Source organism: Rhodococcus sp. ACPA1, assembly GCF_002300195.1.
Classification (GTDB): Bacteria; Actinomycetota; Actinomycetes; order Mycobacteriales; family Mycobacteriaceae; genus Rhodococcus_F; species Rhodococcus_F opacus.
In genome coordinates this window covers 587,624-609,966 of record NZ_NSDX01000006.1, presented here as the reverse complement: position 1 = coordinate 609,966, position 22,343 = coordinate 587,624, and the positions used below count along the sequence as shown (strand labels likewise).

The window sequence follows — 22,343 nt, the reverse complement described above, 5'->3', positions numbered from 1 at the left end:
TGTGCAGGAGCACCCCTCTCGACGTTTCCGATCCGAGGGACCACCGATGGTCAGTCCCGTCGGCGCGTAGCATCGGCGTCGAGTTGCGCGGCGAGCAACTGCGCCAAGTGGTCACCGCGACGATCGGTCAGATCCGACAACTGGGTCCGGCAGGAGTAGCCGTCGGCCAGAATCGTGGTGTCCGAGTCCGCCCCCGCCACGGCCGGCAGGAGCTGCTGCTCGGCGACGGCGACCGACACCTCGTAATGCCCCTTCTCCACACCGAAGTTGCCGGCCAATCCGCAGCAGCCGCCCAGCCGCTGAACCTGTGCACCGGCCTTCTCCAGAAGCTGCGCGTCCGGACTCCACCCCATCACCGAATGGTGGTGGCAGTGCGGCTGTGCGACAACGGACTTGCCTTCGAGAGACGGCGGTTCCCACCCTCGGTCCGTCAACAGTTCCGCGAGGGTGCGGGTTGCGTCGGCGACCGGTTCGGCCGTCGTCCGACCGAGCAGTTCCGCGGCGTCCGAGCGCAACACACCCGTGCAGGACGGCTCCATTCCGACGATCGGAATTCCGGCCGCGGCACTACCGGACAGAGCGTCCACGGTGCGGCCGAGGATCTTCTTCGCCGCAGTGAGCTGGCCGGTGGAGATCCAGGTGAGCCCGCAGCACTGCTGCTTGTCGGTCAGTTGCGGCCGGTAGCCGGCGGCCTCGAGCACCTGCACCGTTGAGTGCCCGACCTCGGGGGTGAAGTAATTGGTGAACGAGTCCACGAACAGCAGCACCGGGTCACCGGTTGTCGCACGGTCGTTCTCCGTGGCCTTGAACCAGGACCGGAACGTCTGCTTCGCGAATGGTGGGATGGTGCGGCGCTTGTCCACCCCGGCCGAAGACAACGCCAGCGGTCCGATGCCGGGAACGCGCATCGTGGCGTTGACCAGACCGGGCGCGCGGCTGGCGATCTTCGCCCATCGCGGGAGCCATCCCAGCGAGTAGTGCGAGGCGGGCCGGATGCGGCCCTTGTAGCTCTGGTGCAGCACTTCGGATTTGAATGCGGCCATGTCGACACCGGTCGGGCAGTCCGAGGAGCACCCCTTGCAGGACAGGCACAGGTCGAGGGCGTCGTGAACTTCGGGCGATCGCCAGCCACCCTCGATGTCGGTGCCGTTGATCATCTCCTGCAGCACGCGCGCGCGGCCGCGGGTGGAGTCCTTCTCCTCCCGGGTCGCCTGATACGAGGGGCACATGACTCCCCCGGTGGCGGTGTTGTCGGCCCGGCATTTTCCGACGCCGGTGCAGCGGTGCACCGCCTGGGTGAAGTCGCCGTCGTCGTGGTGGTAGGCCAGGGCCAGGTGGCGGCGCAGGAGCGGGGCTGCAGGAATGCGCAGGTCCGCGTCGACCGGACGGGGGTCGACCACAACACCCGGGTTGAGGATGTTGTCCGGGTCGAAGACGTGCTTGACGGCAGCGAAGAGATTCATCGCGTCCGGTGAGTACATCAGTGGCAACAGTTCGCTGCGGGCGCGACCGTCCCCGTGCTCACCGGACAGGGATCCGCCGTAACCGGCGACGAGTGTGCTCGCCGCGACCAGGAAGTCCCGGAAGGTGCCGCTGCCGCCGGGCTTGTCGAGCGGCCAATCAATCCGCACGTGCAGACATCCGTCACCGAAGTGCCCGTACGGCAGGCCGGTGACGTTGAATTCGTCCATCAGGGCGTCGAAGTCGCGGAGGTAGTCGCCGAGCATGGCCGGCGGCACTGCCGCGTCCTCCCACCCCGCGTGCGCGGGCAGACCGGCGGGACTGCGGCCGGCGAGTCCGGCACCATCGGCGCGGATCCGCCACAGCTGGGCGGTACGGCCCGCGTCGGTGACCACGAGGCTGTCCACGGCTCCGCAGTCGCGTCCGACCTGCTGCGCCCTGGTAATCGTCTCGTCGAGGTCGTCGCCGACGACCTCCACGAACAACCAGGCCGCCCCGGTGGGCAACGGCGGAACCGCGTCCGGGCCGCGGCGCTCACGCACGACCTCGACGATCCGGGAATCGATACCCTCGCAGGCGGTCGGATCGAACTTCAGCACCAGCGGGGTCGCGTCGCCCGCCGACGCGATGTCGGCGTATCCCAGCACGACCAGGACGCGGTGGGCGGGCTCGGATACCAAGCGGACTGTCGCACGAGTTGCCACCGCGAGGGTGCCCTCCGTGCCGACAAGCATGCGGGTCACATCGAACCGATTCTCCGGCAGGAGGTGTTCGAGGGCATATCCGGACACCTGACGGCCGAACTGCCCGAGCTCGGTACGAATGGTCGCCAAACCGGCGCGGGTGACCTGCTGCAATGCACTCAGCGCCGGGGAGGCCGTCACCTCGCCGGCCGAACCCAGGTGCAACGACTCCCCGGTTCCGGTCAGCACGTGCAAACCCTTCACATTGTCCGAGGTCCGGCCGTATCCGAGCGTGCGCGAACCGCAGGCATTGTTTCCGATCATGCCGCCGATGGTGCAGCGGGTGAACGTCGAGGGGTCGGGCCCGAATCGCAGGCCGTGCGGTGCAACGGCCCGCTGCAGCACCGTCTGAATCGTGCCCGGCTCGACGGTGGCGGTCTGCGCGTCCCTGTCGATCGAGAGCACCCGGTTCATGTGCCGGCTGAAGTCGAGAATCAGTCCCGTCCCGACAGCGTTACCCGCAACGGACGTGCCGCCACCGCGAGAGGTCAGCGGCACGCCCTCTCTGCGGCACACCGCGAGGGCGGCAGCCACCTCGTCGGCATGGCGCGGCCGCGCGACGACCAGTGGTCGCACCCGGTACAGGGACGCATCGGACGAATAGGCAGCGCGGGTCGTGCCGTCGGCGAGAACGTCGCTCACTCCCGAACTGCGCAGCTCAGCGGCCAGTGATTCAGCGGAGATCATTCGTAGCATGCTACAACCTCTAGCATGCTACGAACAGCCCCGTGTTGTTACAGTGATCGGGTGGCAGACGAAGCGCTCGAACTCGAACCGCTCACCCCGTTCACGGGACGACGGATGGAGCAGGCGATCGCGGCGGTGCGGGCGGCCATCGACGACGGCCGCATGAAACCGGGAGTGAAGTACTCGGTCTACCAACTCGCCGAGGGTCTGGGCATTTCCCGAACCCCGGTGCGGGACGCTCTACTGCGCCTGGAAGAAGTGGGACTCATCAAGTTCGAAGCACGCCAGGGCTTCCGCATACTCCTCCCCCGGCCGAAGGAGATCGCGGAGATCTTCGCAGTCCGGTTGGCCCTGGAACTTCCCGCAGTCCGCAAAGCCGCAACCGTGGCCGACCCCACGCTCTCGGACGCACTGCAGCGACAGCGACGCCTGATGCAGGACGCTGCCGCCGGCGGCGATGAACACGAATTCGCCCATCATGATCTGGGGCTTCACGACCTGATCCTCGACGCCGCCGACAACGCCCGCGCACGCGCGATCGTCAAGACCCTGCGTGAAACCACCCGGCTACTCGGGGCCAACACCGCCGACAGGACCCGAACTCTCACCGACATCGACGACGAGCATGCGCCCATCATCGATGCCATCATCGCCGGGGACCCCGACGGAGCCGAAGCCGCGATGCGCGTTCACCTGGTCAACACCGGGAAACTCCTTGTCACCCAAGCTGTTCTCAGCGACGACTCAGGCCTCTCCGTCGACGACATCTGGTCTGCCGTCATCACCTGACCAACGCGTCAGCTCCGCGGCGGCTTCTCCTGTGTCGTGCGCCGGTGCACGGCAAGTTGCAGTTCGAACAGCAGTCGGTCGGCGGCGTCCTGCAGACCGATCCCGATGATCTCTTCCACTCGGCGGATCCGGTACCGCAGCGTGTTGGGATGCACGCTCAGTGCGGCGGCGGCGCTACGGACGTCCCCGTGCTCGGCGAGGTAGGCCTCGGCGCTCTCGCACAGGTTGGAAGAATGCTTACGGTCGTAGTCGAACAGCGCGTCGAGGCGCGGATCGTGCAGTTCCGGGTGCTCGCCGACGAGGTCGAGGATCTCCCCGAGCAACACCGCGGTGCGGGATTCGGCGAGGGTGGTCACCCGCCCCTCCGGGAAGGTGGCGGCAGTGCCGTCGAGAACCCTGTCGACCTCGACGCGCGCCGCGGCCACCTGTGCGAGATCAGGAACCGGGACAGCGATGGCGGCCCGCAGCACGATCGACCGCTTGGCCTCGAACTGGTCGATGAGCTGCCGCGCCCACGCGGTGACCCCCGCAGCGGACTTGTAGCGAGGAAGGAGCACATAAGCGCGATCACCGATCACAGTGGCGACCGAATGGCGACTGAACGAGCTCGCATGCAGGCGGAGCATGCTGCCCATGCCGGCGAACTCGCCGGTGGCCGTCGAGCTCACCGATCCGGTCGGCGCGAAGCCCACGACAGCCGCCGCGCCGCTCATCGGCAAGTTCAGGGCACTCGCCACGGAGGGAACGTCGACACCCCCACCACGCGCACCGAACAACCGTTGGACCAGCAGCCCCTCGGTGGAGGGGACGTTGAGACTTCGGGAGATGATCCGGGCTGCAATCGCCGAAGCGCCACGCAACACGTCCACCGCATCGGGATCGAACGGTGCGTCGCCTTGTTGCACCCAGATCGAACCGAGAAGCCGGGGTGCGGTCGAGGTGTCCTCGGTGGGCTGGCGGATGCTGACCACCAAGCGCCGCTTGGTGGCGAGCTCCTCGTGCGCGGGCACGTCGATGACCTCGTCGCTTTCGCGGAGCCGGTCGAACACTCCCCACTTCTGCAGTGTCCGCAGGTAATCGCGTGGGCCCTCGCGGCCGAGGATCGACAAGGCTCGCAATTCGTCTGCCGCTTCGTCGGAGGCAGAGTATGCGAGCACCTTCGACTGGGCGTCCTCGATCGAGACCATCCCCCCGGCGTTCTGGGCGACGATCTGCGCGAGGCCGAACAGGTCGGTGTCCGTGGCGAGCAGATCGGGATCCGCAGGTGCGCCACGCTCGCGGCGAGAGCGGTCGAGCATGCGCTGGACCAGCGGGAACACGTGATCCCATCGAGCCTTCGGGTGCACCGCCACGAGGGCGACGCCGGCACGGCGCGCCGCAGCCTGCACGGCGCTCGACTCGTGCGCCGTCTTGGACATCACCGCATGCGGCCGGTGCTCGCGCGCACGCCCGGAGACGTCGTCGAACCAGCGCACGGCGTCGGCGTCTGCAACCCCGACATGGAGATACAAATCCTGCATCGGAGATTGCGATTCGGTTTCGACCGTGAGGTCGGAGCTGTCGACGAGCGCCATCGATGCGACGACGACGTCGTCGCCCGCGGGAGCGTCGATCAGCTCGACGACCGCGGTGTCGAGAGCACGGAGAAGTTCACGCAGCGTGATGGTTTCGGCAGAAGCAGCGGGAGCCGCGGCAGGGTTTCGATCTCCGGGTATCACCGGCATCGCTCCATTCGGAGGGTGAGGATCAGGTTTAGCCAACAGTACAATCAAAAACGCCCATTCTTGTCGAGCTGGCTCAATATCTTGGCTCCGTTCTGGTGTTGACTACGTCTAGTTCGAGCGGCGATTCTTTCGCCGCCACATCTCGCAGGAGGTTTCATGGACGCCGTCACCACCACGCCCCAGCCGATCAACGAGCCGGTGGGCTCCTTCGCCCCGGGAAGCCCAGAACGGGTGCGGCTGCAGTCGAAGTTGGCCGAGCTGGGTTCGAACCCCACCGAGATCCACAACGTCATCGGTGGTGTGCATCGGCGCGGCACCGGCCCCGCGATCGACGTCGTACAGCCGCACCGGCACGCCGCGGTCCTGGGCACGTTCACCAATGCCGGCGCCCAGGACATCCAGGACGCCGTCACCGCCGCCACCGCCGCTGCCCCGGGCTGGCGGGCACTGTCCTTCGAGGACCGCGCCGCGGTGTTCCTGCGCGCGGCCGACCTGCTGTCCGGCCCGTGGCGTGAAACCCTCGCCGCCGCAACCATGCTCGGCCAGTCGAAGACCGCGTACCAGGCCGAGATCGACACCCCGTGCGAGCTGATCGACTTCTGGCGCTTCAACGTCCAGTTCGCCCGCCAGATCCTCGCCGACCAACCGATCTCCTCCCCCGGCGTGTGGAACAAGCTCGAATACCGCTCCCTCGAGGGCTTCATCTACGCCATCACCCCGTTCAACTTCACCGCCATCGCCGGCAACCTGCCCACCGCCCCCGCCCTGATGGGCAACACCGTGGTGTGGAAGCCCTCGCAGACCCAGGCCGTCGCCGCGTACTGGACGATGAAACTGCTCGAGGCCGCAGGCCTGCCCCCGGGTGTGATCAACCTCGTCAACGGCCCCGGCGCCGAGGTCTCCGACATCGTCCTCGCCGACCCCCGCCTCGCCGGAATCCACTTCACCGGCTCCACCGCCACCTTCCAGCACCTGTGGCGCCAAGTCGGGAACAACATCTCGAACTACAACAGCTACCCCCGCCTGGTCGGCGAGACCGGCGGCAAGGACTTCGTCCTCGCCCACAGCTCCGCCAACCCCGACACCCTCACCACCGCACTGATCCGCGGCGCGTTCGACTACCAGGGCCAGAAATGCTCCGCGGCCTCCCGCGCCTTCGTCCCCAAGTCCCTGTGGGCGAAGATGGGCAACGACTTCATCGAGAAGGCATCGACACTGAAATACGGAGATGTCACAGACTTCTCGAACTTCGGTGGCGCCGTCATCGACCAGCGGGCCTTCGACCGCAACGCCGACGCCATCGCCCGCGCCAAGGCCACCCCCAGCCTGACCATCGCCGCCGGCGGCCACGTCGACGACAGCGTCGGCTACTTCGTCGACCCCACCGTTCTCCTCGGCGACGACCCCACCGACGAGGCCTTCCGCACCGAATACTTCGGACCGATCCTGTCCGTCCACGTCTACGACGACTCCGCCGCCGGATCGTTCGACAAGGCCCTCGACCTGGTCGACAAGGGGTCCGCGTACGCGCTGACCGGGTCGATCATCGCCGACGACCGCACCGCGATCGCCCAGGCCACCGACGACCTGCGATTCGCCGCCGGCAACTTCTACATCAACGACAAGCCCACCGGCGCCGTCGTCGGACAACAGCCCTTCGGTGGGGCACGCGCGTCGGGCACCAACGACAAGGCCGGCTCCCCGCAGAACCTGCTCCGCTGGGCCTCCGCCCGCACCATCAAGGAAACATTCGTCCCGGCCACCGACCACCACTACCCGCACCAGGCCGCCGACACCACTACCGAGGAAATCTGATGGCATTCGCCGACCTGCTCCGGCCCGCCCTGCTCGCCGCAGCCCGCTCGCCCCGCATGGAACGCACCGTCACCAAGATCCCGGTGACCCGCAACCTGGTCGACCGGTTCGTCGCCGGTGAAACCGAGGACCAGGCCGTTGCCGCGACCACCTCGATCTTGGACTCTGGCCGCTACATCAGCATCGACCACCTCGGCGAAGACACCACCGACCTCGCCCAGGCCAACAACACCGTCTCGCACTACACGACGCTGCTGTCCTCGCTGGCGCAGCATGCCCCGGCCACCGACAACAGCGGTCGGCCGCGCAGCATCGAGGTGTCCCTCAAGCTATCCGCGCTCGGACAGTTCCTGCCCCGCGACGGCCACAAGGTGGCACTCGAGAACGCCCACAAGATCTGTACCGCGGCCGAAGAGGCCGGCGTCTGGGTCACGGTCGACGCCGAGGACCACACCACCACGGACTCGACGTTGTCGATCGTGGGTGGACTGCGGCAGGACTTCCCGTCGCTCGGCACCGTGCTGCAGGCGTACCTGAAGCGCACCGAAACGGACTGCAAGGACCTCTCCGGGCCCGGATCACGGATCCGGCTGTGCAAGGGCGCGTACAAGGAACCCGCATCTGTTGCCCATCAAGAGAAGACCGCGGTCGACGGGGCATACCTGCGGTGCCTGCGGATCCTGATGAACGGCCAGGGCTACCCGATGGTCGCCTCCCACGATCCGGCCATGATCAGCGCGGCCCTGCAATTCGCCGAGTCCAAGGGCCGCACCGCCGACGAATTCGAGATCCAGATGCTCCACGGCATCCGGGACACCGAGCAGTTGCGTCTGGTCGAGCAGCAGCAACACGTGCGGGTTTATCTGCCCTACGGCGAGCAGTGGTACGGCTACTTCATGCGCCGTCTCGCCGAACGCCCCGCCAACCTGGCCTTCTTTCTCAGGTCACTGACCTCGAAGAGGTAACCAGGGACGGGACGCCGGGCAGGCACCACTCCCACCGCATCTCACGCGATGCCCGGTTGCTCCGGGGCGCCTTCGCCCGCGCCGCCTGCCCGGGTGAAGAACGAGACGCGGCCGTTGGTCCCCAGCACGGCAAGCTCGATTTCTGCGATCCGCCGGTTCGACGTCCAGCGACATTCGCTCGGTGCGCAGACGCTGCAGGTCGGGTATCCCGTCACGAACGATGATGACGGGAACACCGTGCGTGACCCCACGCACGCGCGGGAACCGCGCATTGGCCCACGCCAGGGCCAGCGTGAGCGGGGCGAAAACACCGACCGCGAGGACTGCGGACGTCACGGAGTAGTCCTGTTGCGTCACGTTTGATTCGCTTGTGGCACGGGTAGGCGGAAGATGCAGCAGCGTCGATGTTTCGGATGGGAGGAACACGAGATGGCACGCAAAGATTCGCAACCCCAACTCAAAGACCAGGAGATGTACGAGGAACTCCGCGAGAAGGGCGATTCCAAGGAGAAGGCCGCACGAATCTCCAACGCCGCGGCCAGTCGTGGGCGCGAGAACGTCGGAAAGTCGGGCGGAAAGTCGCGGTCATACGAGGACTGGACGGTCGACGAGCTCCAGAAACGTGCCAAAGAGCTGGGTTTGCAGGGTTATTCGAAACTGAACAAGAAGGAGCTCATCGACGAGCTTCGCAACCACTAGTTATGCGGGGCTGCACGGTCCTGCGCGATCGAGGCCTCACCAGCCGTTGCAACCCGAAAGGTCAGGAGAACAACGTGCTGCTCGATGGTGTCAACCACATAGCCTGGATCTCCAAGGATGCTGCCCGCCTGGGCCGGTTCTACGCCGACGTGTTCGACGCCGACGTCGGACCCACACGCACCCACGGCGACGACGGAAACGAAACGATGACCATCACCCGCATCGGCCCGCACACCGAGCTGAACATCTTCGTGATCGAAGGCAACACCGAACCTGAGCGCCAAACACCCATGTGGGGACGGGGACGCATCGATCATGTCGGCCTGCAGGCCGCCTCTCACGAAGCATTCGCCACGATTCGGCAACGTCTGATCGACGAGGCGGCGAGCGACGGAACCGTCAACGACTTCGGCGGCGTCGAGAGCATCTTCTTCCGCGACCCCGACGGACTCGAAGGGGAAGTACTGATCGCCAAGTCCTCCCGGTAACACCGCCGTGGCCGGTCACCGGGAGCTCGATCCCCTCATGCCGATGACCCGGATTCCGACCTCCATCATTGCAGCCCGCCGTAACGTGGGACCTCCACCGATCTTCCAGTGACCGACGCGAGGAGTGCTGAAGATGTTCGATCTCCAACCCGCCGCCGGCGTGATGGCCGCTCTCGTCGAGTCCGTGCGCGACGACCAACTCACCGCACCGACACCGTGCCCGGAGCTCACCGTCGGTGATCTCCTCGACCACATCGACGGGCTGTCACTCGCGTTCACCGCCGCCGCGACGAAGACCCCGCCGGCCGGGGGCAGCCAACCGCCCTCAGCCGACTCCGCTCGCCTCGGCACCGACTGGCGCACCCGGATCCCGCAGCGTCTGGCCGCTCTGGCCGGAGCCTGGCGCGAGGAGCCTGCATGGCACGGGATGACCCAGGCAGGTGGACTCGACCTACCGGCCGACATCGCAGGAGTGGTCGCGGTGGACGAGATCGTCGTGCACGGCTGGGACCTCGCCGTCGCCACCGGCCAGAACTTCCACTGCACACCAGAACTACTCGGCGCCGCATACGAGTTCGCGAAGTCATCGGCCGACCAGAACCCCCACGGCACACCTGGACTGTTCGGGCCACCGGTGACCGTTCCACACTCCGCCCCACTGCTCGAACAACTGCTCGGCCTCACCGGCCGCGACCCACGGTGGGTTCCCGCCGCCACGTAGCAGTCCGCACTGTCCGCCGCGGACAAAGCCTGGGGCGAACTCGAGCCCGGCGGAATATTTCGGACCACACTCCCTCCGCATAGTGTCGTGGATCACACGGCAGAGCGAAGGGGATCGAAACAGTGTCCGACATCGGCTATTTCACCTGGGACCTCGCGACCACGCACGGTGACGCACCGTGCCTGCGCGACGACCACCTCGACCTCACGTACCGGCAGTTCGCCGATCGCGTGGATGCGTTCGCGGCACAGCTGAGCGAACACGGGGTCGGCAAGGGTGACGTCGTCGCGGTGATGCTGCCGAACAGGGTGGAGCTGCTCGTCGTGCTGATGGCGGCCTGGCGGCTCGGTGCGGCCGCGACACCGGTCAATCCCACCTTCACCGCCGTGGAAGCGGAGTACCAGATCGCCGACGCCGACGCCGTCCTCGTCGTGAACGAGGGACCGGACGCCCCGACCGCCGGTCGTCCGTCGATCGCGGTCGACGAGATGGCCGCGTCCCAGCCTCCGGGGCCGACCCCGGGCCTCCACCCGGGCGGAAGTGACGTCGCACTACTGATCTACACGTCGGGGTCGACGGGGCGACCTAAGGGTGTCATGCTCACCCACGACAACCTGCAGTTCATGAGTTCTTCTCTGGCCGAGCATCTTTCACTGACCCCCGACGACCACTGCCTCCTCATCCTGCCGCTGTTCCACGTCAACGCGATCTGTGTCAGCTTTCTCGCGCCGATGCTGACCGGAGGGCAACTGAGCGTCACCGGACGGTTTTCCCCGGCCCGATTCTGCGACGACGTCGCCCGGCTGCGGCCGACCTACTTCTCCGCGGTCCCGACGATCTATGCACTGCTCGCGTCACAACCCGACGAGATCGTCACCGACACGTCCTCGTTGCGGTTCGCCGTCTGCGGCGCCGCGCCGATCTCCAAGGAACTTCTCGACCGCGCCGAACAGCGCTTCGGCCTGGTGATCGTCGAAGGGTACGGGCTCACCGAGGGCACGTGCGCATCGGCGTGCAACCCGCCTGCCGGCGTCCGGAAACTCGGCTCCGTGGGGCCCGCACTGCCGAAGCAGACCCTCGCGATCATGGACGATTCGGGCGCTCTGCTCCCCCCGGGATCGGTCGGCGAGGTCGTCGTCCGCGGCGCCAACGTGATGCACGGCTATCTGGGGCGTCCCGAGGAGACCGAGCGGACGATCGTCGACGGATGGCTCCACACGGGCGACGTCGGCCGACTCGACGAAGACGGCTACCTCACCCTCGTCGACCGCGTCAAGGACATGATCATCCGGGGCGGCGAGAACATCTACCCCAAGGAGATCGAAAACGCACTCGCCACTCACGACGGCGCCCTCGAGGCGGCCGTGGTGGGAGCGCCAAACGAGGTGTACGGCGAGGTGCCCGTCGCCTACGTCGTCACCTACCCCGACAGTCCGGTCACCGAGGACCAGCTCACCGAGCACCTGCGCGACCGGCTCACGAAAGTCAAACTGCCCGTAGCCATACACATCGTCGACGCCTTGCCGCGCAACCCCGTCGGCAAGATCGACAAGCCAGGGCTGCGCAGCCGTCACCGCCCGCAACCCGCAGCCACGAGGGGATGAGCAACCGGCTCTCACCGCTCACCACAACACCCTGCCGCAACTCGGGACACCCCCGAGGCGATGACACCTACCCTCCACCCGCCCTATCCAGGAGCATCCGATGGGATTCAAAACCGGGAACTTCCCCGACGTAGACCCCGCAACATTCCTCGACCGCCCCTTCTTCGACCGGATCCGAGCCATGTCGACCCACTGGGTCGACTACGGCTTCGGCACCCCGAAGATGGTGCACTCCATCTACATTCTGAAGTTGCTCGTCCTGTACATCGCCGCCGGCCTGTCGATCGCGACGTTCACGTCCGGATACAACGTGCTCGACGTCGGTTTGTGGTGGAACGCACCCATCGTCTACCAGAAGCTCATCCTGTGGACGCTGCTGGTCGAGACCCTCGGCCTGGGCGGTTCCTGGGGTCCGCTCGCAGGCCACTTCAACCCGATGATGGGCGGCGCCCTGTTCTGGCTCCGGCCGGGAACCATTCGCCTGCCACCGTGGCCGGGGAAGGTGCCGCTGACGTCCGGTGACACCCGCACCGTGTTCGATGTTCTCGTCTATCTCGCCATCCTCGTCAACATCGCCCTGGCGCTCGGGTTCGCCGGCGTGCACACACCGTCTGTCGACGCGGCGCTGCCCGGCAACCACGGTCTGGTGAACCCCACGCTTCTGTTGCCACTGATCGCGCTGCTGATCGTGATCGGGCTGCGCGACAAGGTCATCTTCATCGCCGCCCGCGGCGAGCAGTACTTCCCGGCCGTCGTCTTCTTCGGTGTCCTTCCGTTCGTGGACATGATCGTCGCGCTGAAGCTGCTCATCGTGTCGGTGTGGGTCGGCGCCGGCATCTCGAAACTCGGCCACCACTTCTCGATGGTCGTGCCGCCGATGCTGTCCAACACCCCCTGGTTGCCGTCGAAGACGATCAAGCGCGCCCACTACCGCAGCTTCCCGAACGACCTGCGGCCGTCCATCGTCGCCGGCGGCGTCGCCCACGTCCTGGGCACCGTCGTCGAGGTGGTCACTCCACTGGTGCTGCTGTTCACCACGAATGGCACCATCACCCTGCTCGCGGTTGCGTTGATGGTGGCGTTCCACCTGTTCATCCTGTCCACATTCCCGCTCGCGGTCCCCCTCGAATGGAACCTGCTGTTCGCGTATGCGGCAGTGTTCCTGTTCCTCGGTTTCCCGAACGCCGCCGGTTTCGGGCTGGGGGACGTCTCCTCACCGCTGCTGCTCGCCGCGATCGTCGCCGCGCCGGTGTTCTTCCCGATCCTCGGCAATCTGCGCCCCGACCTCGTGTCGTTCCTGCCCTCGATGCGGCAGTACGCAGGAAACTGGGCCTCGGCGACCTGGGCGTTCGCCCCGGGTGCGGAGGACAAACTCGACCAGTTCATCAAGCGGCCCAGTCAGAACACCCGCACCCAGTTGCTGGCGACCTATCCGCCCGAGGTGGCCGACGTCGTGATGCACCAGCTGCTCGGCTGGCGGTCGATGCACAGTCAGGGCCGCGCCCTGTTGTCGCTGATGAGTCGGCATCTCGGTGACCACATCGACACCTACTCCCTCCGGGAGGCCGAGTTCAGCTGTAACTCGCTGGTGGCATTCAACTTCGGTGACGGCCACCTGCACAACGAGCACCTCATCGCTGCCATTCAGCGGCGCTGCAACTTCGCGCCCGGCGAGTTCCTGATCGCGTGGATCGAATCGCAGCCCATCCACAAGGGCATCCAGGAGTACAAGGTGATCGACGCCGCCCTCGGTGTCATCGAGCGGGGAACGTACAAGGTGTCCGACGCGATCAACGAGCAGCCGTGGCTGCCGAACGGTCCCATTCCGTTCGATGTGCGGTGGACGTTGGACATCGACGCCGACCGGGCGATCACCGATCCCGGCTCGCTGTCGGAACCGAGGATGCGCAGCAAGCACGCCACCAATTCGTCCCTTCATGGTGACGAGGGCAGCGGAGTGCTGCGGTGACCACCGCAGTCGTCGTCGGCAGCGGGCCCAACGGGCTCGCCGCCGCGGTCCACCTCGCCCGGCACGGCGTCGACGTCCAGGTCCTCGAGGCCGCCGACACCATCGGCGGCGGCACCCGCTCCGGCGAACTCACCGTCCCCGGACTGCTGCACGACGAGTGCTCGGCGTTCCACCCGATGGGTGCCGGGTCGCCGTATTTGCAGACCCTCGACCTCGGCCGGTACGGGTTGACGTGGAAGTGGCCGGAGATCGACTGCGCCCACCCCCTCGACTCCGGTGAGGCAGGGTTGCTGCACCGGTCGATCGCGGCGACCGCCGCCGGACTCGGCGAGGACGGCGCCCGCTGGCAGCGCATGTTCGGCGGACTCGCCGACGGCTTCGACGATCTTGCCGCAGACCTGATGCGTCCGATCGCGAACGTGCCCCGGCATCCGCTGCGGCTCGCCGGCTTCGGGCCCCGGGCGTTACTCCCGGCCACGGTGACGGCCCGCTGGTGGCGCACCGACAAGGCCCGCGCACTGTTCGGCGGTGCCGCCGCGCACGCCTACTACCGCCTCGACCGGCCCGCGACGTCCGCGGTCGGGATGATGATCGTCGCCGCCGGCCACCGTTACGGGTGGCCGGTCGCCGAGGGCGGATCGCAATCGATCACCGGCGCACTCGCAGCCCTGCTCACCGACCGGGGCGGCAAGATCACCACCGGCGTCCGGGTGAACAGTGTCGCCGATATCCCCCCGGCGGACGTCGTCCTGCTCGACCTGGCACCGTCCGCCGCACTGCGTATCCTCGGTGAACGTGTCCCCGACAGGGTCGCGCGGGCGTATCGCCGGTTCCGGCACGGGCCGGCGGCATTCAAGGTCGACTTCGCCGTCGAGGGCGGGGTGCCCTGGCGCAACCCGGACTGCGGCCGCGCCGGGACCGTCCACCTGGGTGGGAACTTCGCCGAGATCGCCACCTCCGAACGCGACGTCGCGACGGGGAAGATGCCGCAGCGGCCATTCGTCCTCGTCGGACAGCAGTACCTCGCCGACCCCAGCCGATCGAAAGGAACCCTGCATCCGCTCTACGCGTACGCCCATGTCCCGCAAGGCTACACGGGCGACGCGACGGAGGCGGTCACCGCGCAGATCGAACGATTCGCCCCCGGCTTCCGCGACCGCATCGTCGCCACGGTCAGCAGTGGGCCCGTGAAGCTCGCCGAGTCGAACGCCAACTACGTCGGCGGTGACATCATCGGCGGCGCCAACAGCGAAACCCAGGTGGTGCTGCGCCCACGTATCGCCCTCGACCCGTACAGCACCGGGATCCCCGGCACCTACCTGTGTTCGGCGTCCACGCCGCCGGGAGCCGGCGCCCACGGGATGAGCGGATTCAACGCCGCCCAATCCGCACTGCGACACCTGCGCAGACTTGGCGGTGATGTGCTGTGACGGTGGAGAAGTCCGGGAAATGGGATCGCCGTGGTGCGGCGTTCCTGGCGCGGCACGGTCCGATCGCAGTGATAACCCTCAATCGTCCCGAGGTCCGCAACGTCGTCAACTCGGACGTCTCCGCTGCGGTCGGCGCGGCGATGGAAACACTGGCCCACTCTCCCGACCTTCGGGTCGGAATCCTCACAGGTGCGGGAGATACCTTCTGTGAGGGGGCGGATCTGGCCGCCCTGACCGCCGGGCACAGCATCGACGCACCCGGACACCCGGAATGGGGGTTCGGCGGCTTCGTCCGACATGACATGGGCAAACCGCTGATTGCAGCCGTGAACGGCTCGGCCTCGGGTGGAGGCCTCGATCTCATCTTGGCATGCGACGCAGCCATCGTCAGTTCTCACGCCTCGCTCGGGTCGCGGGGAATGGGACGATACGCGGACTGCGATCCCGACGCGAGGGCACTCGGAGGCCGTCTCCTGGCCAGGTCGGTGCTTCTTCGCGACGCGCTCGAGCCGGAGACGGCACTGCGTTGCGGAATGATCGACAGGGTCGTCCATCCACACGAGGTACTGCCGGAGGCCATGCGGCTGGCACGTGCGCTGGCAACGACAATCCCGCCCTTGGAAGGGATCGGCGCCGCGGTCATGCGTCGTCGCGCCGGGAGGAACACAATCGGGCACTGCGAGCGCGAAGCGCCACGTCATCCTTATCAGAATCGGCACGGAGCCCAGCACGTGCTCCGCACCAGTACGATTTGAGGGACGATCCCCCTACCCGACAGCGTTTCCCGGCACCGCAACGATCCTGCGGTGCCGGGCGCGCGATCCACCCCACGACGAAGACGAACCGAGGAACCATGCTGAATCGACTGTACGCAGCCCTCCTGGCGGCAGCCGGACTGTCCTTCGGCGACTACATCGCCCTCGAGGACGCGGTGAGCGATCCCGGTGATCCGCCGCGGACGGTTACCGACCCCACCATTACCGCCCACCCACTCCTTTGACCGTCGGCTCGCCCTTCGCCTGATCCGTGGTCAGGACCACAGGTCCCAGCCATTGGCACACGAGCAGGGCGAGTTCGACGGCCAGGCGATCCCCGGTGAAGTCTTCGCCTCGTTCCTCCGCGGCCCGCTTCACCCGATACTTCACTGAATTATAGTGCAGATCCAGCTGTTTCGCCGCGGCGACATTGCTGAGGTTGCTTGCGAGGTAGACCTGTACGGTCTCGCGCAGGCGGGCCGCGTTCTCGTTGTCGGCCGCCAGACCACGCAAGACGCTGCGCACCCACGCCCGGGTCGCCGCGACGTCCTCTATCAGCAGTGCGACCGTCGACACTCCCGGCTCGTCGTACGCGGTCACCACGGGGGCATTCTTTCCTGCAGCGATCGCGAGCGCTCGTGCACGCTGAGCACGCGTGTACGACTGCCGGAATCCTTCCGGGCCGTTGGTGACTCCGCCGACGGCCATGACCAGCCCCGGATGGCGGGCCTCGAGGAAATCGCGCACTTCACCGTACCCTCGCCGGGGAGCCGCCCGCGTACCGAGCGGGACCCATACCCATCCGGTGACGCGGTCGGCCGCCACGAACAACGGATCGGTCATTGCACCCATGAACCCTGCGACGTCGTGCGCCGCCGATTCGATTCTGGCCAGCATGTCTCCCGAACCGGTATCGGGAACCCAGATGATGGCCGCCAGGTGATTCTGATGCAGAACATAGTTGAGGGCGGCGCTGGCCCCGGCGTCCGGGCGTTCGTTGCCCGCCAGGATTTCCTGGACTCGGACGGCACGAACACTGCTCTGGTGGGCCAGCCACCGTTCCCGTTCACGCTCGTAGACTTCGACCACCTGCTGCGACACCCTGTCGATATACACCGACATCACGGTGATGATGCGCTCGAGCACCGGCACACCGAGTTCCGGCTCGACCGCTTCCCCACCCAACTCGTCGAACACCAGCTTGAGAAGGTTGGTCTGCCCGAGTCGGTATGCGCGCACCAGCGCGTTGACGGGAACCCCTTGCTGAGCAAGGCGTCTCGCGTATTCCATCGCCGCAGCGGGCGCCTCCAGATTTTCTGGTTCGATGTTGTGCTGCAGCGTGTGGAAGATGGTGTCGAGGTTGCCTTCGACACTCGCCCCGAGCAGGTCGAACAGCTGCCGATCGGCACGCAGGTCGGGAATCTCGCTGTACAGCACATCCGTGATATCGGCGGTCAACGTCACCAGTCGCTGGTTGAGCGAGCCCGCGATTCGTGCGACCAACAGCGCGGCGCGCTCGTCGTGTGAAGCCATGCGAAGACAATAGAGCAGTCGTCACCCACGCATGACGATTTACCCGAAACGTCCCCTTCAGCATCCCTACCTGCATATTTCCGCCCAGCCGGCCGTCCAGGTCTCCACCGGCACGAACCGAGCATGTCCCGACAGGACAAAGGGCATCTGTTTCTTGATGCTTCGCGGACGTGGTCACCATCACAGGACTCTCCTATCGTCAAGAGCGCTCGGCCAACGCCTGCGGACTGCTCGATGAGCGACGCACGGCACCCCGAGACACCGTCGTACGGGGTTGTTTTCGAGCGATCCCGTCCAGTTCGACAGGCGCGAACGGCGTCTCAGCGTCAACAACGAAGGGATCACAGTGAACACCACAAGCTTCCACGGGAGAACCGCCGTCATGTCCGGGGGAAGTCGTGGTATCGGACTTGCCATTGCCCGCGCGATCGCGAGCCGCGGTGGAAACGTCGTCCTGCTCGCCAAGACCGATACCCCCGACCCTCGACTGCCCGGGACGATTCATACCGCCGTCGCAGAACTCAACGAGCTCGGCGGACACGCTGTACCCGTTGTCGGTGACGTCCGGAACGACGACGACATCGCCCGGGTCGTCGATGCCGCCCTCGACAACTTCGGCGGCATCGACATCGTCATCAACAACGCAAGCGTGCTGGACATCTCCAAGACCGAGGACCTGCCGCTCGAGCGGTTCGATCTGATGCAACAGGTCAACGTGCGCGGCACTTTCGCGCTGACCCAGGCATGTCTTCCGTACCTGCAGAAATCCTCCGCACCGCACGTACTGACGCTCTCGCCACCGCTGAACGTGTCGCAGCACTGGCTGGGCGCCCATCCGGGCTACATGCTGGCCAAGTACGGGATGACGCTGGCGGCATTGGGCATCGCCGCCGAACACGCGAATCTACCCATCTCCAGCAACTGCCTGTGGCCGCAGACGATGATCGCGACGGCAGCGGTCGGGAACCTGCTCGGCGGCCACGACAGCCTGGAGCACTCCCGCTCCCCTGAGATCATGGCCGACGCCGCGATCGAACTGCTCGGCCGTCCCGCAGGCACCGACAACGGTCGCACCGTCCTCGACGTCGAAGTCCTCACCGAATCCGGCGTCACCGATTTCACGACATACGGTGGAACCGCCCCGTTGACGATCGACATCTTCGTCGACGCTGCTGCGGGATGACGTCGAATTCTTCCACGTCAGCCGACTCCCGATACGGTGAAGGATCCCCATGCCCGCCGACCTACCCGGTGTCGTCACGACCCTCGACGCCGGCCTCCTCCGTGTCACCACCCTCGACCCGCCGGCGCGCATGAATGCGGTGCGGATCGAAACGTCGACGCGATCACAGACGCCTTCGAGTCGCGTGCCGGCGATTCGGCGGTCCGCGCGGCCGTCCTCACCGGCGCCGGTGGCGCGTTCTGCACCGGTGCCGACCTGTCGACCACGACGACGAACGACCGGCCGACAGCGGCCACCATTGACGCCGCGACCATCGACGCCGCAAACCGAACCGTGGCCGTGATCCGCGCGTTTCCCGTCCTGTCGTCGATGCAGTCAACGGACCCGCCGCGGGTGTCGGCGTATCCCTGGCGCTCGCATGCGACCTCACTGTCGCTACGAAGTCCAGCTACTTCCTTCTTGCGTTCACCAAGGTCGGTCTCATGCCGGACGGCGGAGCGACCGTTCTCGCCGCCGCGTCGATCGGCCGCGCCCGTGCCATGAAGATGGCTCTCCTCGCAGAACGACTCCCGGCACTCGACAATGCGTTCGCACGGGAACGGAACGGGCGGCTCGAGCTACTCGCCACCCCCGACTTCGAGGAAGGCGTCACCGCGTTCCTCAACAGGCGCCCCGCCGAGTTTCGCCGCTCCTGAGGGATATCGAGAACACCCACCGCAGAATCGATTACGAAGAACGCCGAGATGACCACCACAGCGACGTCCAATGGACACGAACAGCAGGCCGTACCAATCCATTTCAATCCGGTTTGGAAGGTGTGGTCGCGTTCACCAGCGACATCGCCGAACCCGACAAGGACGGCGGCGCCCTGCGCTACCGCGGCGTCGACATCGAAGAACTCGTCGAGGGGCACGTCACCTTCGGCAACGTGTGGGCCCTGCTCGTCGACGGCCGCTTCGGCCCCGGACTGCCCCCGGCCGAACCGTTCCCCCTGCCCGTGCACACCGGCGACGTCCGCGTCGACGTCCAGGCCGGCCTCGCCATGCTCGCCCCCATCTGGGGATACCAGCCCCTCCTCGACATCGACGACGACACCGCCCGCGAACAACTCGCCCGCGCCTCCGTGATGGCCCTGTCCTACGTCGCCCAGTCCGCCCGCGGCATCTACCAGCCCGCCGTCCCGCAGAGACGGATCGACGAGGCCACAACCGTCACCGAACGGTTCATGGTCCGCTGGAAGGGCGACCCCGACCCCGCCCACGTCGCCGCCATCGACGCCTACTGGGTCTCCGCCGCCGAACACGGCATGAACGCCTCCACCTTCACCGCCCGCGTCATCGCCTCCACCGGCGCCGACGTCGCCGCCTCCCTGTCCGGGGCGATCGGCGCGATGTCCGGCCCGCTGCACGGCGGCGCCCCCGCCCGCGTCCTGCCGATGATCGAGGACACCGAGAAGTCCGGCGACGCCCGCGCCCTGGTCAAGGGCATCCTCGACCGCAAGGAAAAGCTGATGGGCTTCGGGCACCGCGTCTACCGCGCCGAAGACCCCCGCGCCCGGGTGCTGCGCGCCACCGCGAAACGGCTGAACGCCCCCCGCTACGAGGCGGCCGCCGCCCTCGAGCAGGCCGCCCTCGCCGAACTGCGCGAACGCCGCCCCGACCGGGCCATCGAAACCAACGTCGAATTCTGGGCCGCGGTCATCCTCGACTTCGCCGAGGTCCCCGCGCACATGATGCCCGCGATGTTCACCTGCGGCCGCACCGCCGGCTGGTGCGCCCACATCCTCGAACAGAAGCGTCTCGGCAAGCTCGTCCGCCCCGCCGCCATCTACACCGGACCCGCACCCCGCACCCCCGAGTCCGTCGAGGGCTGGGACCAAATCCCCCACACCAAATGACATTTCATTTGGGCCACCCGAGGAAGCCCCGACGCGGGCTACAACATCATTGGTGCGACGTGTTCGACTCGGTCACGATGTGCTGTCTTCATCAAACTGTCGACCTGTTCGCGTTCGGTGTCACCCGCACCCCGTGCACTGCATCGAACCTGGCCGCCACATCCTTGCCGATGGATTCCATGAAACGTCGATTCACTGGGACCTGCGGGCACGTCCGACGCACCCGAGATCCGGAGGTTCGGCGAAGACGAACGCATATCGGCGCACGACCGATGCCGGTGCCGACCCCCATCTCCGCGCCGTTCTGGGAGGGCTGCACCGAGAACACGCTGCGCTATCAACGGTGCGAGGAGTGCGACACGGCCGTCTTCAGAGCCGGAGGTGTTCTGCCCGTCGTGCTGGTCGACGCGGCTGGCATGGACCGAAAGCCTCGGTGTCGGAACGATATACAGCTACTCCGTCGTCTGGCGAGCGCAGTCCCCCGCATTCGACACGCCCTGTGTGGTGGCCATCATCGAGTTCGCGGAGGGGTTTCACAGAATGAGCAACATCGTCAAATTGCGACGAGACCGCCGTGCGCTGCGGCATGCCCGTGACCGTCACGCTTCGCAAAATGCCCGAGGGAATGACGCTCCCCTTTCTCGAGCCGAGTCCCTGAACGCGTCTTCGAAGTCAGCGCTGTGTCGCATCGAAGGTCGACGAATGCGCAGCCCGATCGAGTGCCGCTATGGACGCCTCGTTTTCGAGTGTGCACGGAGGCCCATGCCGGTACTGGTTGCCTGTCGAACCGGCGCACCTGGCAGCACTCGCGGAACCGAATCGCGTGGCCGGGGATTCACCCACCACTGACCGGTGCCGCGACACGGCCCGACGGAGTCGCCTCCTCGAGCAGCGAAGCGATGGCCTGCAGGTGCCGGCGCATGCGGTGCTGGGCCAGGGGCGCGTCACCGGAGACGATCGCCTCGACGATCGCAGTGTGCGCCTCGTGAGACGCGGCCGCTCGTGCGGTCCACTCCGCGCTCGGTTGCTCTGAGTCCCAGCCTTGTTGGACCATCTCCTCGTCCAGTCGAGCGAGGACCTCGACGAAAAGACTGATGGCGGGATTGCCGGTCAGTTCGGCAATCACACTATGGAGATTGCGTGCGTGACCGCTCGTCACGCCTTGCGTGACAAGTTCTTCCTCGGTGCGCAGCGCTGTGGTCAGGCGCGTGATACCGGGCTCGGTCAACCGTTCGGTGGCCGCGACCACCCCGGCGAGCTCGAGCGCCGTACGCGCCTCGAACAATTGCTCACGGGTGACGTCCGCATGCCGCAGGTACACCCGCGCCGCGTGCCGGACCACGCCCGGGTCCGGCTCGGTGATCACCAGACCACCTCCAGGTCCGCGCCGCATGGTGGCCATCTGATGATGTTCGACCAGCCGCACGGCCTCACGGAAGACCGCACGACTGACCCCATACCGCTCGATGAGCTCGGTTTCCGATCCCAGAATCGTCCCGGTACGCCATCCGCCGGCGATGATGTCCTTCTCGATACGGTCGGCCACCGTCTCGGCGAGGCGCTGACTGCCACGCCCCCCGCTCCCGGTACCACTTTTCTGTCCGACTGCCATTTCACCGATGCTACCCGCAAAAATCCGTTAAGTGCACCTATTCACCGGCTCCCAACTCGCCGCGCGGTGCTAGATGAGGGACCTCAATAGGGCCACGGTCGCACGGGGGCGCGATCCGCATCGAGGGCTCGCGCCGACTCGACCGTTGAGCCTTCGCATCCAGGGTTTCTCACACGTGAACAGTACGATTCGCGCCCACCAGGATCCGCCCACGAGAAACACAGAGGGACGCAAAGCACAGGAGTACAACAAAAGAACAGTCCTCGAC

18 protein-coding genes and 1 pseudogene are annotated in these 22,343 nt (G+C 66.7%); 15 read left to right on the top strand and 4 right to left on the bottom strand.

Features of this window, described 5'->3' with window-relative positions; all coding sequences use genetic code 11:
- Positions 1 to 50: 50 nt before the first annotated feature.
- Positions 51 to 2,900, bottom strand: a complete 2,850-nt coding sequence (locus tag CJ177_RS32225) for an FAD-binding and (Fe-S)-binding domain-containing protein (RefSeq protein ID WP_095869476.1) — start codon at positions 2,898 to 2,900, stop codon at positions 51 to 53.
- A gap of 51 nt (positions 2,901 to 2,951) precedes the next feature.
- Between CJ177_RS32225 and CJ177_RS32220 the strand changes: the two genes are divergently transcribed.
- Positions 2,952 to 3,680 (top strand): GntR family transcriptional regulator, encoded by a 729-nt coding sequence (locus CJ177_RS32220; RefSeq protein WP_061699442.1) that lies wholly within the window; start codon positions 2,952 to 2,954, stop codon positions 3,678 to 3,680.
- 8 nt (positions 3,681 to 3,688) lie between these two features.
- On the opposite strand, the gene CJ177_RS32215 is transcribed toward CJ177_RS32220, so the two are convergent.
- On the bottom strand, positions 3,689 to 5,404 hold the full coding sequence (locus CJ177_RS32215; RefSeq protein ID WP_095869475.1) for a CdaR family transcriptional regulator: 1,716 nt from the start codon (positions 5,402 to 5,404) through the stop codon (positions 3,689 to 3,691).
- A 156-nt stretch (positions 5,405 to 5,560) separates the two neighbouring features.
- On the opposite strand from CJ177_RS32215, the gene pruA reads away from it, so the two are divergent.
- The 10 genes from pruA (at position 5,561) to CJ177_RS47560 (ending at position 16,095) form a co-directional block, all read left to right on the top strand.
- Positions 5,561 to 7,219 carry an L-glutamate gamma-semialdehyde dehydrogenase gene (pruA, locus tag CJ177_RS32210; protein ID WP_095869474.1) on the top strand — a complete coding sequence of 553 codons (1,659 nt, stop codon included), beginning with the start codon at positions 5,561 to 5,563 and terminating at the stop codon, positions 7,217 to 7,219.
- Positions 7,219 to 8,184 carry a proline dehydrogenase family protein gene (locus CJ177_RS32205; protein ID WP_095869473.1) on the top strand — a complete coding sequence of 322 codons (966 nt, stop codon included), beginning with the start codon at positions 7,219 to 7,221 and terminating at the stop codon, positions 8,182 to 8,184. Before pruA ends, CJ177_RS32205 begins: the two co-directional genes overlap by 1 nt.
- A gap of 429 nt (positions 8,185 to 8,613) precedes the next feature.
- Positions 8,614 to 8,883 carry a Rho termination factor N-terminal domain-containing protein gene (locus CJ177_RS32195; protein WP_005242156.1) on the top strand — a complete coding sequence of 90 codons (270 nt, stop codon included), beginning with the start codon at positions 8,614 to 8,616 and terminating at the stop codon, positions 8,881 to 8,883.
- 74 nt (positions 8,884 to 8,957) lie between these two features.
- Positions 8,958 to 9,371, top strand: a complete 414-nt coding sequence (locus CJ177_RS32190) for a VOC family protein (RefSeq protein ID WP_095869541.1) — start codon at positions 8,958 to 8,960, stop codon at positions 9,369 to 9,371.
- A gap of 133 nt (positions 9,372 to 9,504) precedes the next feature.
- On the top strand, positions 9,505 to 10,092 hold the full coding sequence (locus tag CJ177_RS32185; RefSeq protein WP_005242158.1) for a TIGR03086 family metal-binding protein: 588 nt from the start codon (positions 9,505 to 9,507) through the stop codon (positions 10,090 to 10,092).
- A 122-nt stretch (positions 10,093 to 10,214) separates the two neighbouring features.
- The gene (locus tag CJ177_RS32180) at positions 10,215 to 11,696 is read left to right on the top strand and encodes a class I adenylate-forming enzyme family protein (RefSeq protein ID WP_095869472.1); all 1,482 of its coding nucleotides are present in this window, start codon (positions 10,215 to 10,217) and stop codon (positions 11,694 to 11,696) included.
- Between the two features lie 100 nt (positions 11,697 to 11,796).
- Positions 11,797 to 13,665 (top strand): DUF3556 domain-containing protein, encoded by a 1,869-nt coding sequence (locus CJ177_RS32175; RefSeq protein WP_095869471.1) that lies wholly within the window; start codon positions 11,797 to 11,799, stop codon positions 13,663 to 13,665.
- Positions 13,662 to 15,095 (top strand): NAD(P)/FAD-dependent oxidoreductase, encoded by a 1,434-nt coding sequence (locus tag CJ177_RS32170; protein WP_095869470.1) that lies wholly within the window; start codon positions 13,662 to 13,664, stop codon positions 15,093 to 15,095. The genes CJ177_RS32175 and CJ177_RS32170 overlap by 4 nt, the downstream gene beginning before the upstream one ends.
- Complete coding sequence (locus tag CJ177_RS32165; protein WP_095869469.1) at positions 15,092 to 15,850, top strand: enoyl-CoA hydratase/isomerase family protein; 759 nt, start codon at positions 15,092 to 15,094, stop codon at positions 15,848 to 15,850. Before CJ177_RS32170 ends, CJ177_RS32165 begins: the two co-directional genes overlap by 4 nt.
- A 98-nt stretch (positions 15,851 to 15,948) precedes the next feature.
- Positions 15,949 to 16,095, top strand: coding sequence for a hypothetical protein (locus tag CJ177_RS47560; RefSeq protein WP_156517476.1), 147 nt, complete (start codon positions 15,949 to 15,951; stop codon positions 16,093 to 16,095).
- On the opposite strand, the gene CJ177_RS32160 is transcribed toward CJ177_RS47560, so the two are convergent.
- Positions 16,073 to 17,383 carry a CdaR family transcriptional regulator gene (locus CJ177_RS32160; protein ID WP_095869468.1) on the bottom strand — a complete coding sequence of 437 codons (1,311 nt, stop codon included), beginning with the start codon at positions 17,381 to 17,383 and terminating at the stop codon, positions 16,073 to 16,075. The two genes, CJ177_RS47560 and CJ177_RS32160, sit on opposite strands and share 23 nt — an antisense overlap.
- A 346-nt stretch (positions 17,384 to 17,729) precedes the next feature.
- Here CJ177_RS32160 and CJ177_RS32155 point away from each other — a divergent pair, with 346 nt between their 5' ends.
- The 4 genes and pseudogenes from CJ177_RS32155 to CJ177_RS49500 all read left to right on the top strand — a co-directional run bounded on the left by CJ177_RS32155 (position 17,730) and on the right by CJ177_RS49500 (position 21,312).
- The gene (locus CJ177_RS32155; protein WP_095869540.1) at positions 17,730 to 18,566 is read left to right on the top strand and encodes an NAD(P)-dependent oxidoreductase; all 837 of its coding nucleotides are present in this window, start codon (positions 17,730 to 17,732) and stop codon (positions 18,564 to 18,566) included.
- Positions 18,567 to 18,615: 49 nt separating this feature from the next.
- Positions 18,616 to 19,261: pseudogene (locus CJ177_RS32150) on the top strand (enoyl-CoA hydratase-related protein).
- Positions 19,262 to 19,374: 113 nt separating this feature from the next.
- Positions 19,375 to 20,463: a citrate synthase 2 gene (locus tag CJ177_RS32145; protein ID WP_095869467.1), complete on the top strand. Its 1,089-nt coding sequence runs from the start codon at positions 19,375 to 19,377 to the stop codon at positions 20,461 to 20,463.
- Positions 20,464 to 20,844: 381 nt separating this feature from the next.
- A complete protein-coding gene (locus CJ177_RS49500; protein ID WP_179443327.1) occupies positions 20,845 to 21,312 on the top strand; it encodes an OB-fold domain-containing protein in 468 nt (155 codons plus the stop codon).
- Here CJ177_RS49500 and CJ177_RS32135 read toward each other — a convergent pair.
- On the bottom strand, positions 21,299 to 22,075 hold the full coding sequence (locus CJ177_RS32135) for a FadR/GntR family transcriptional regulator (protein ID WP_061042951.1): 777 nt from the start codon (positions 22,073 to 22,075) through the stop codon (positions 21,299 to 21,301). The two genes, CJ177_RS49500 and CJ177_RS32135, sit on opposite strands and share 14 nt — an antisense overlap.
- Between the last annotated feature and the right edge of the window lie 268 nt (positions 22,076 to 22,343).

Coding starts and splice junctions, on each gene's coding strand:
- CJ177_RS32225 (WP_095869476.1), bottom strand. CDS start 2,900: ATGCTACGAATGATCTCCGCTGAATCACTGGCCGCTGAGCTGCGCAGT.
- CJ177_RS32215 (WP_095869475.1), bottom strand. CDS start 5,404: ATGCCGGTGATACCCGGAGATCGAAACCCTGCCGCGGCTCCCGCTGCT.
- pruA (WP_095869474.1), top strand. CDS start 5,561: ATGGACGCCGTCACCACCACGCCCCAGCCGATCAACGAGCCGGTGGGC.
- CJ177_RS32205 (WP_095869473.1), top strand. CDS start 7,219: ATGGCATTCGCCGACCTGCTCCGGCCCGCCCTGCTCGCCGCAGCCCGC.
- CJ177_RS32195 (WP_005242156.1), top strand. CDS start 8,614: ATGGCACGCAAAGATTCGCAACCCCAACTCAAAGACCAGGAGATGTAC.
- CJ177_RS32185 (WP_005242158.1), top strand. CDS start 9,505: ATGTTCGATCTCCAACCCGCCGCCGGCGTGATGGCCGCTCTCGTCGAG.
- CJ177_RS32175 (WP_095869471.1), top strand. CDS start 11,797: ATGGGATTCAAAACCGGGAACTTCCCCGACGTAGACCCCGCAACATTC.
- CJ177_RS47560 (WP_156517476.1), top strand. CDS start 15,949: ATGCTGAATCGACTGTACGCAGCCCTCCTGGCGGCAGCCGGACTGTCC.
- CJ177_RS32160 (WP_095869468.1), bottom strand. CDS start 17,383: ATGGCTTCACACGACGAGCGCGCCGCGCTGTTGGTCGCACGAATCGCG.
- CJ177_RS32135 (WP_061042951.1), bottom strand. CDS start 22,075: ATGGCAGTCGGACAGAAAAGTGGTACCGGGAGCGGGGGGCGTGGCAGT.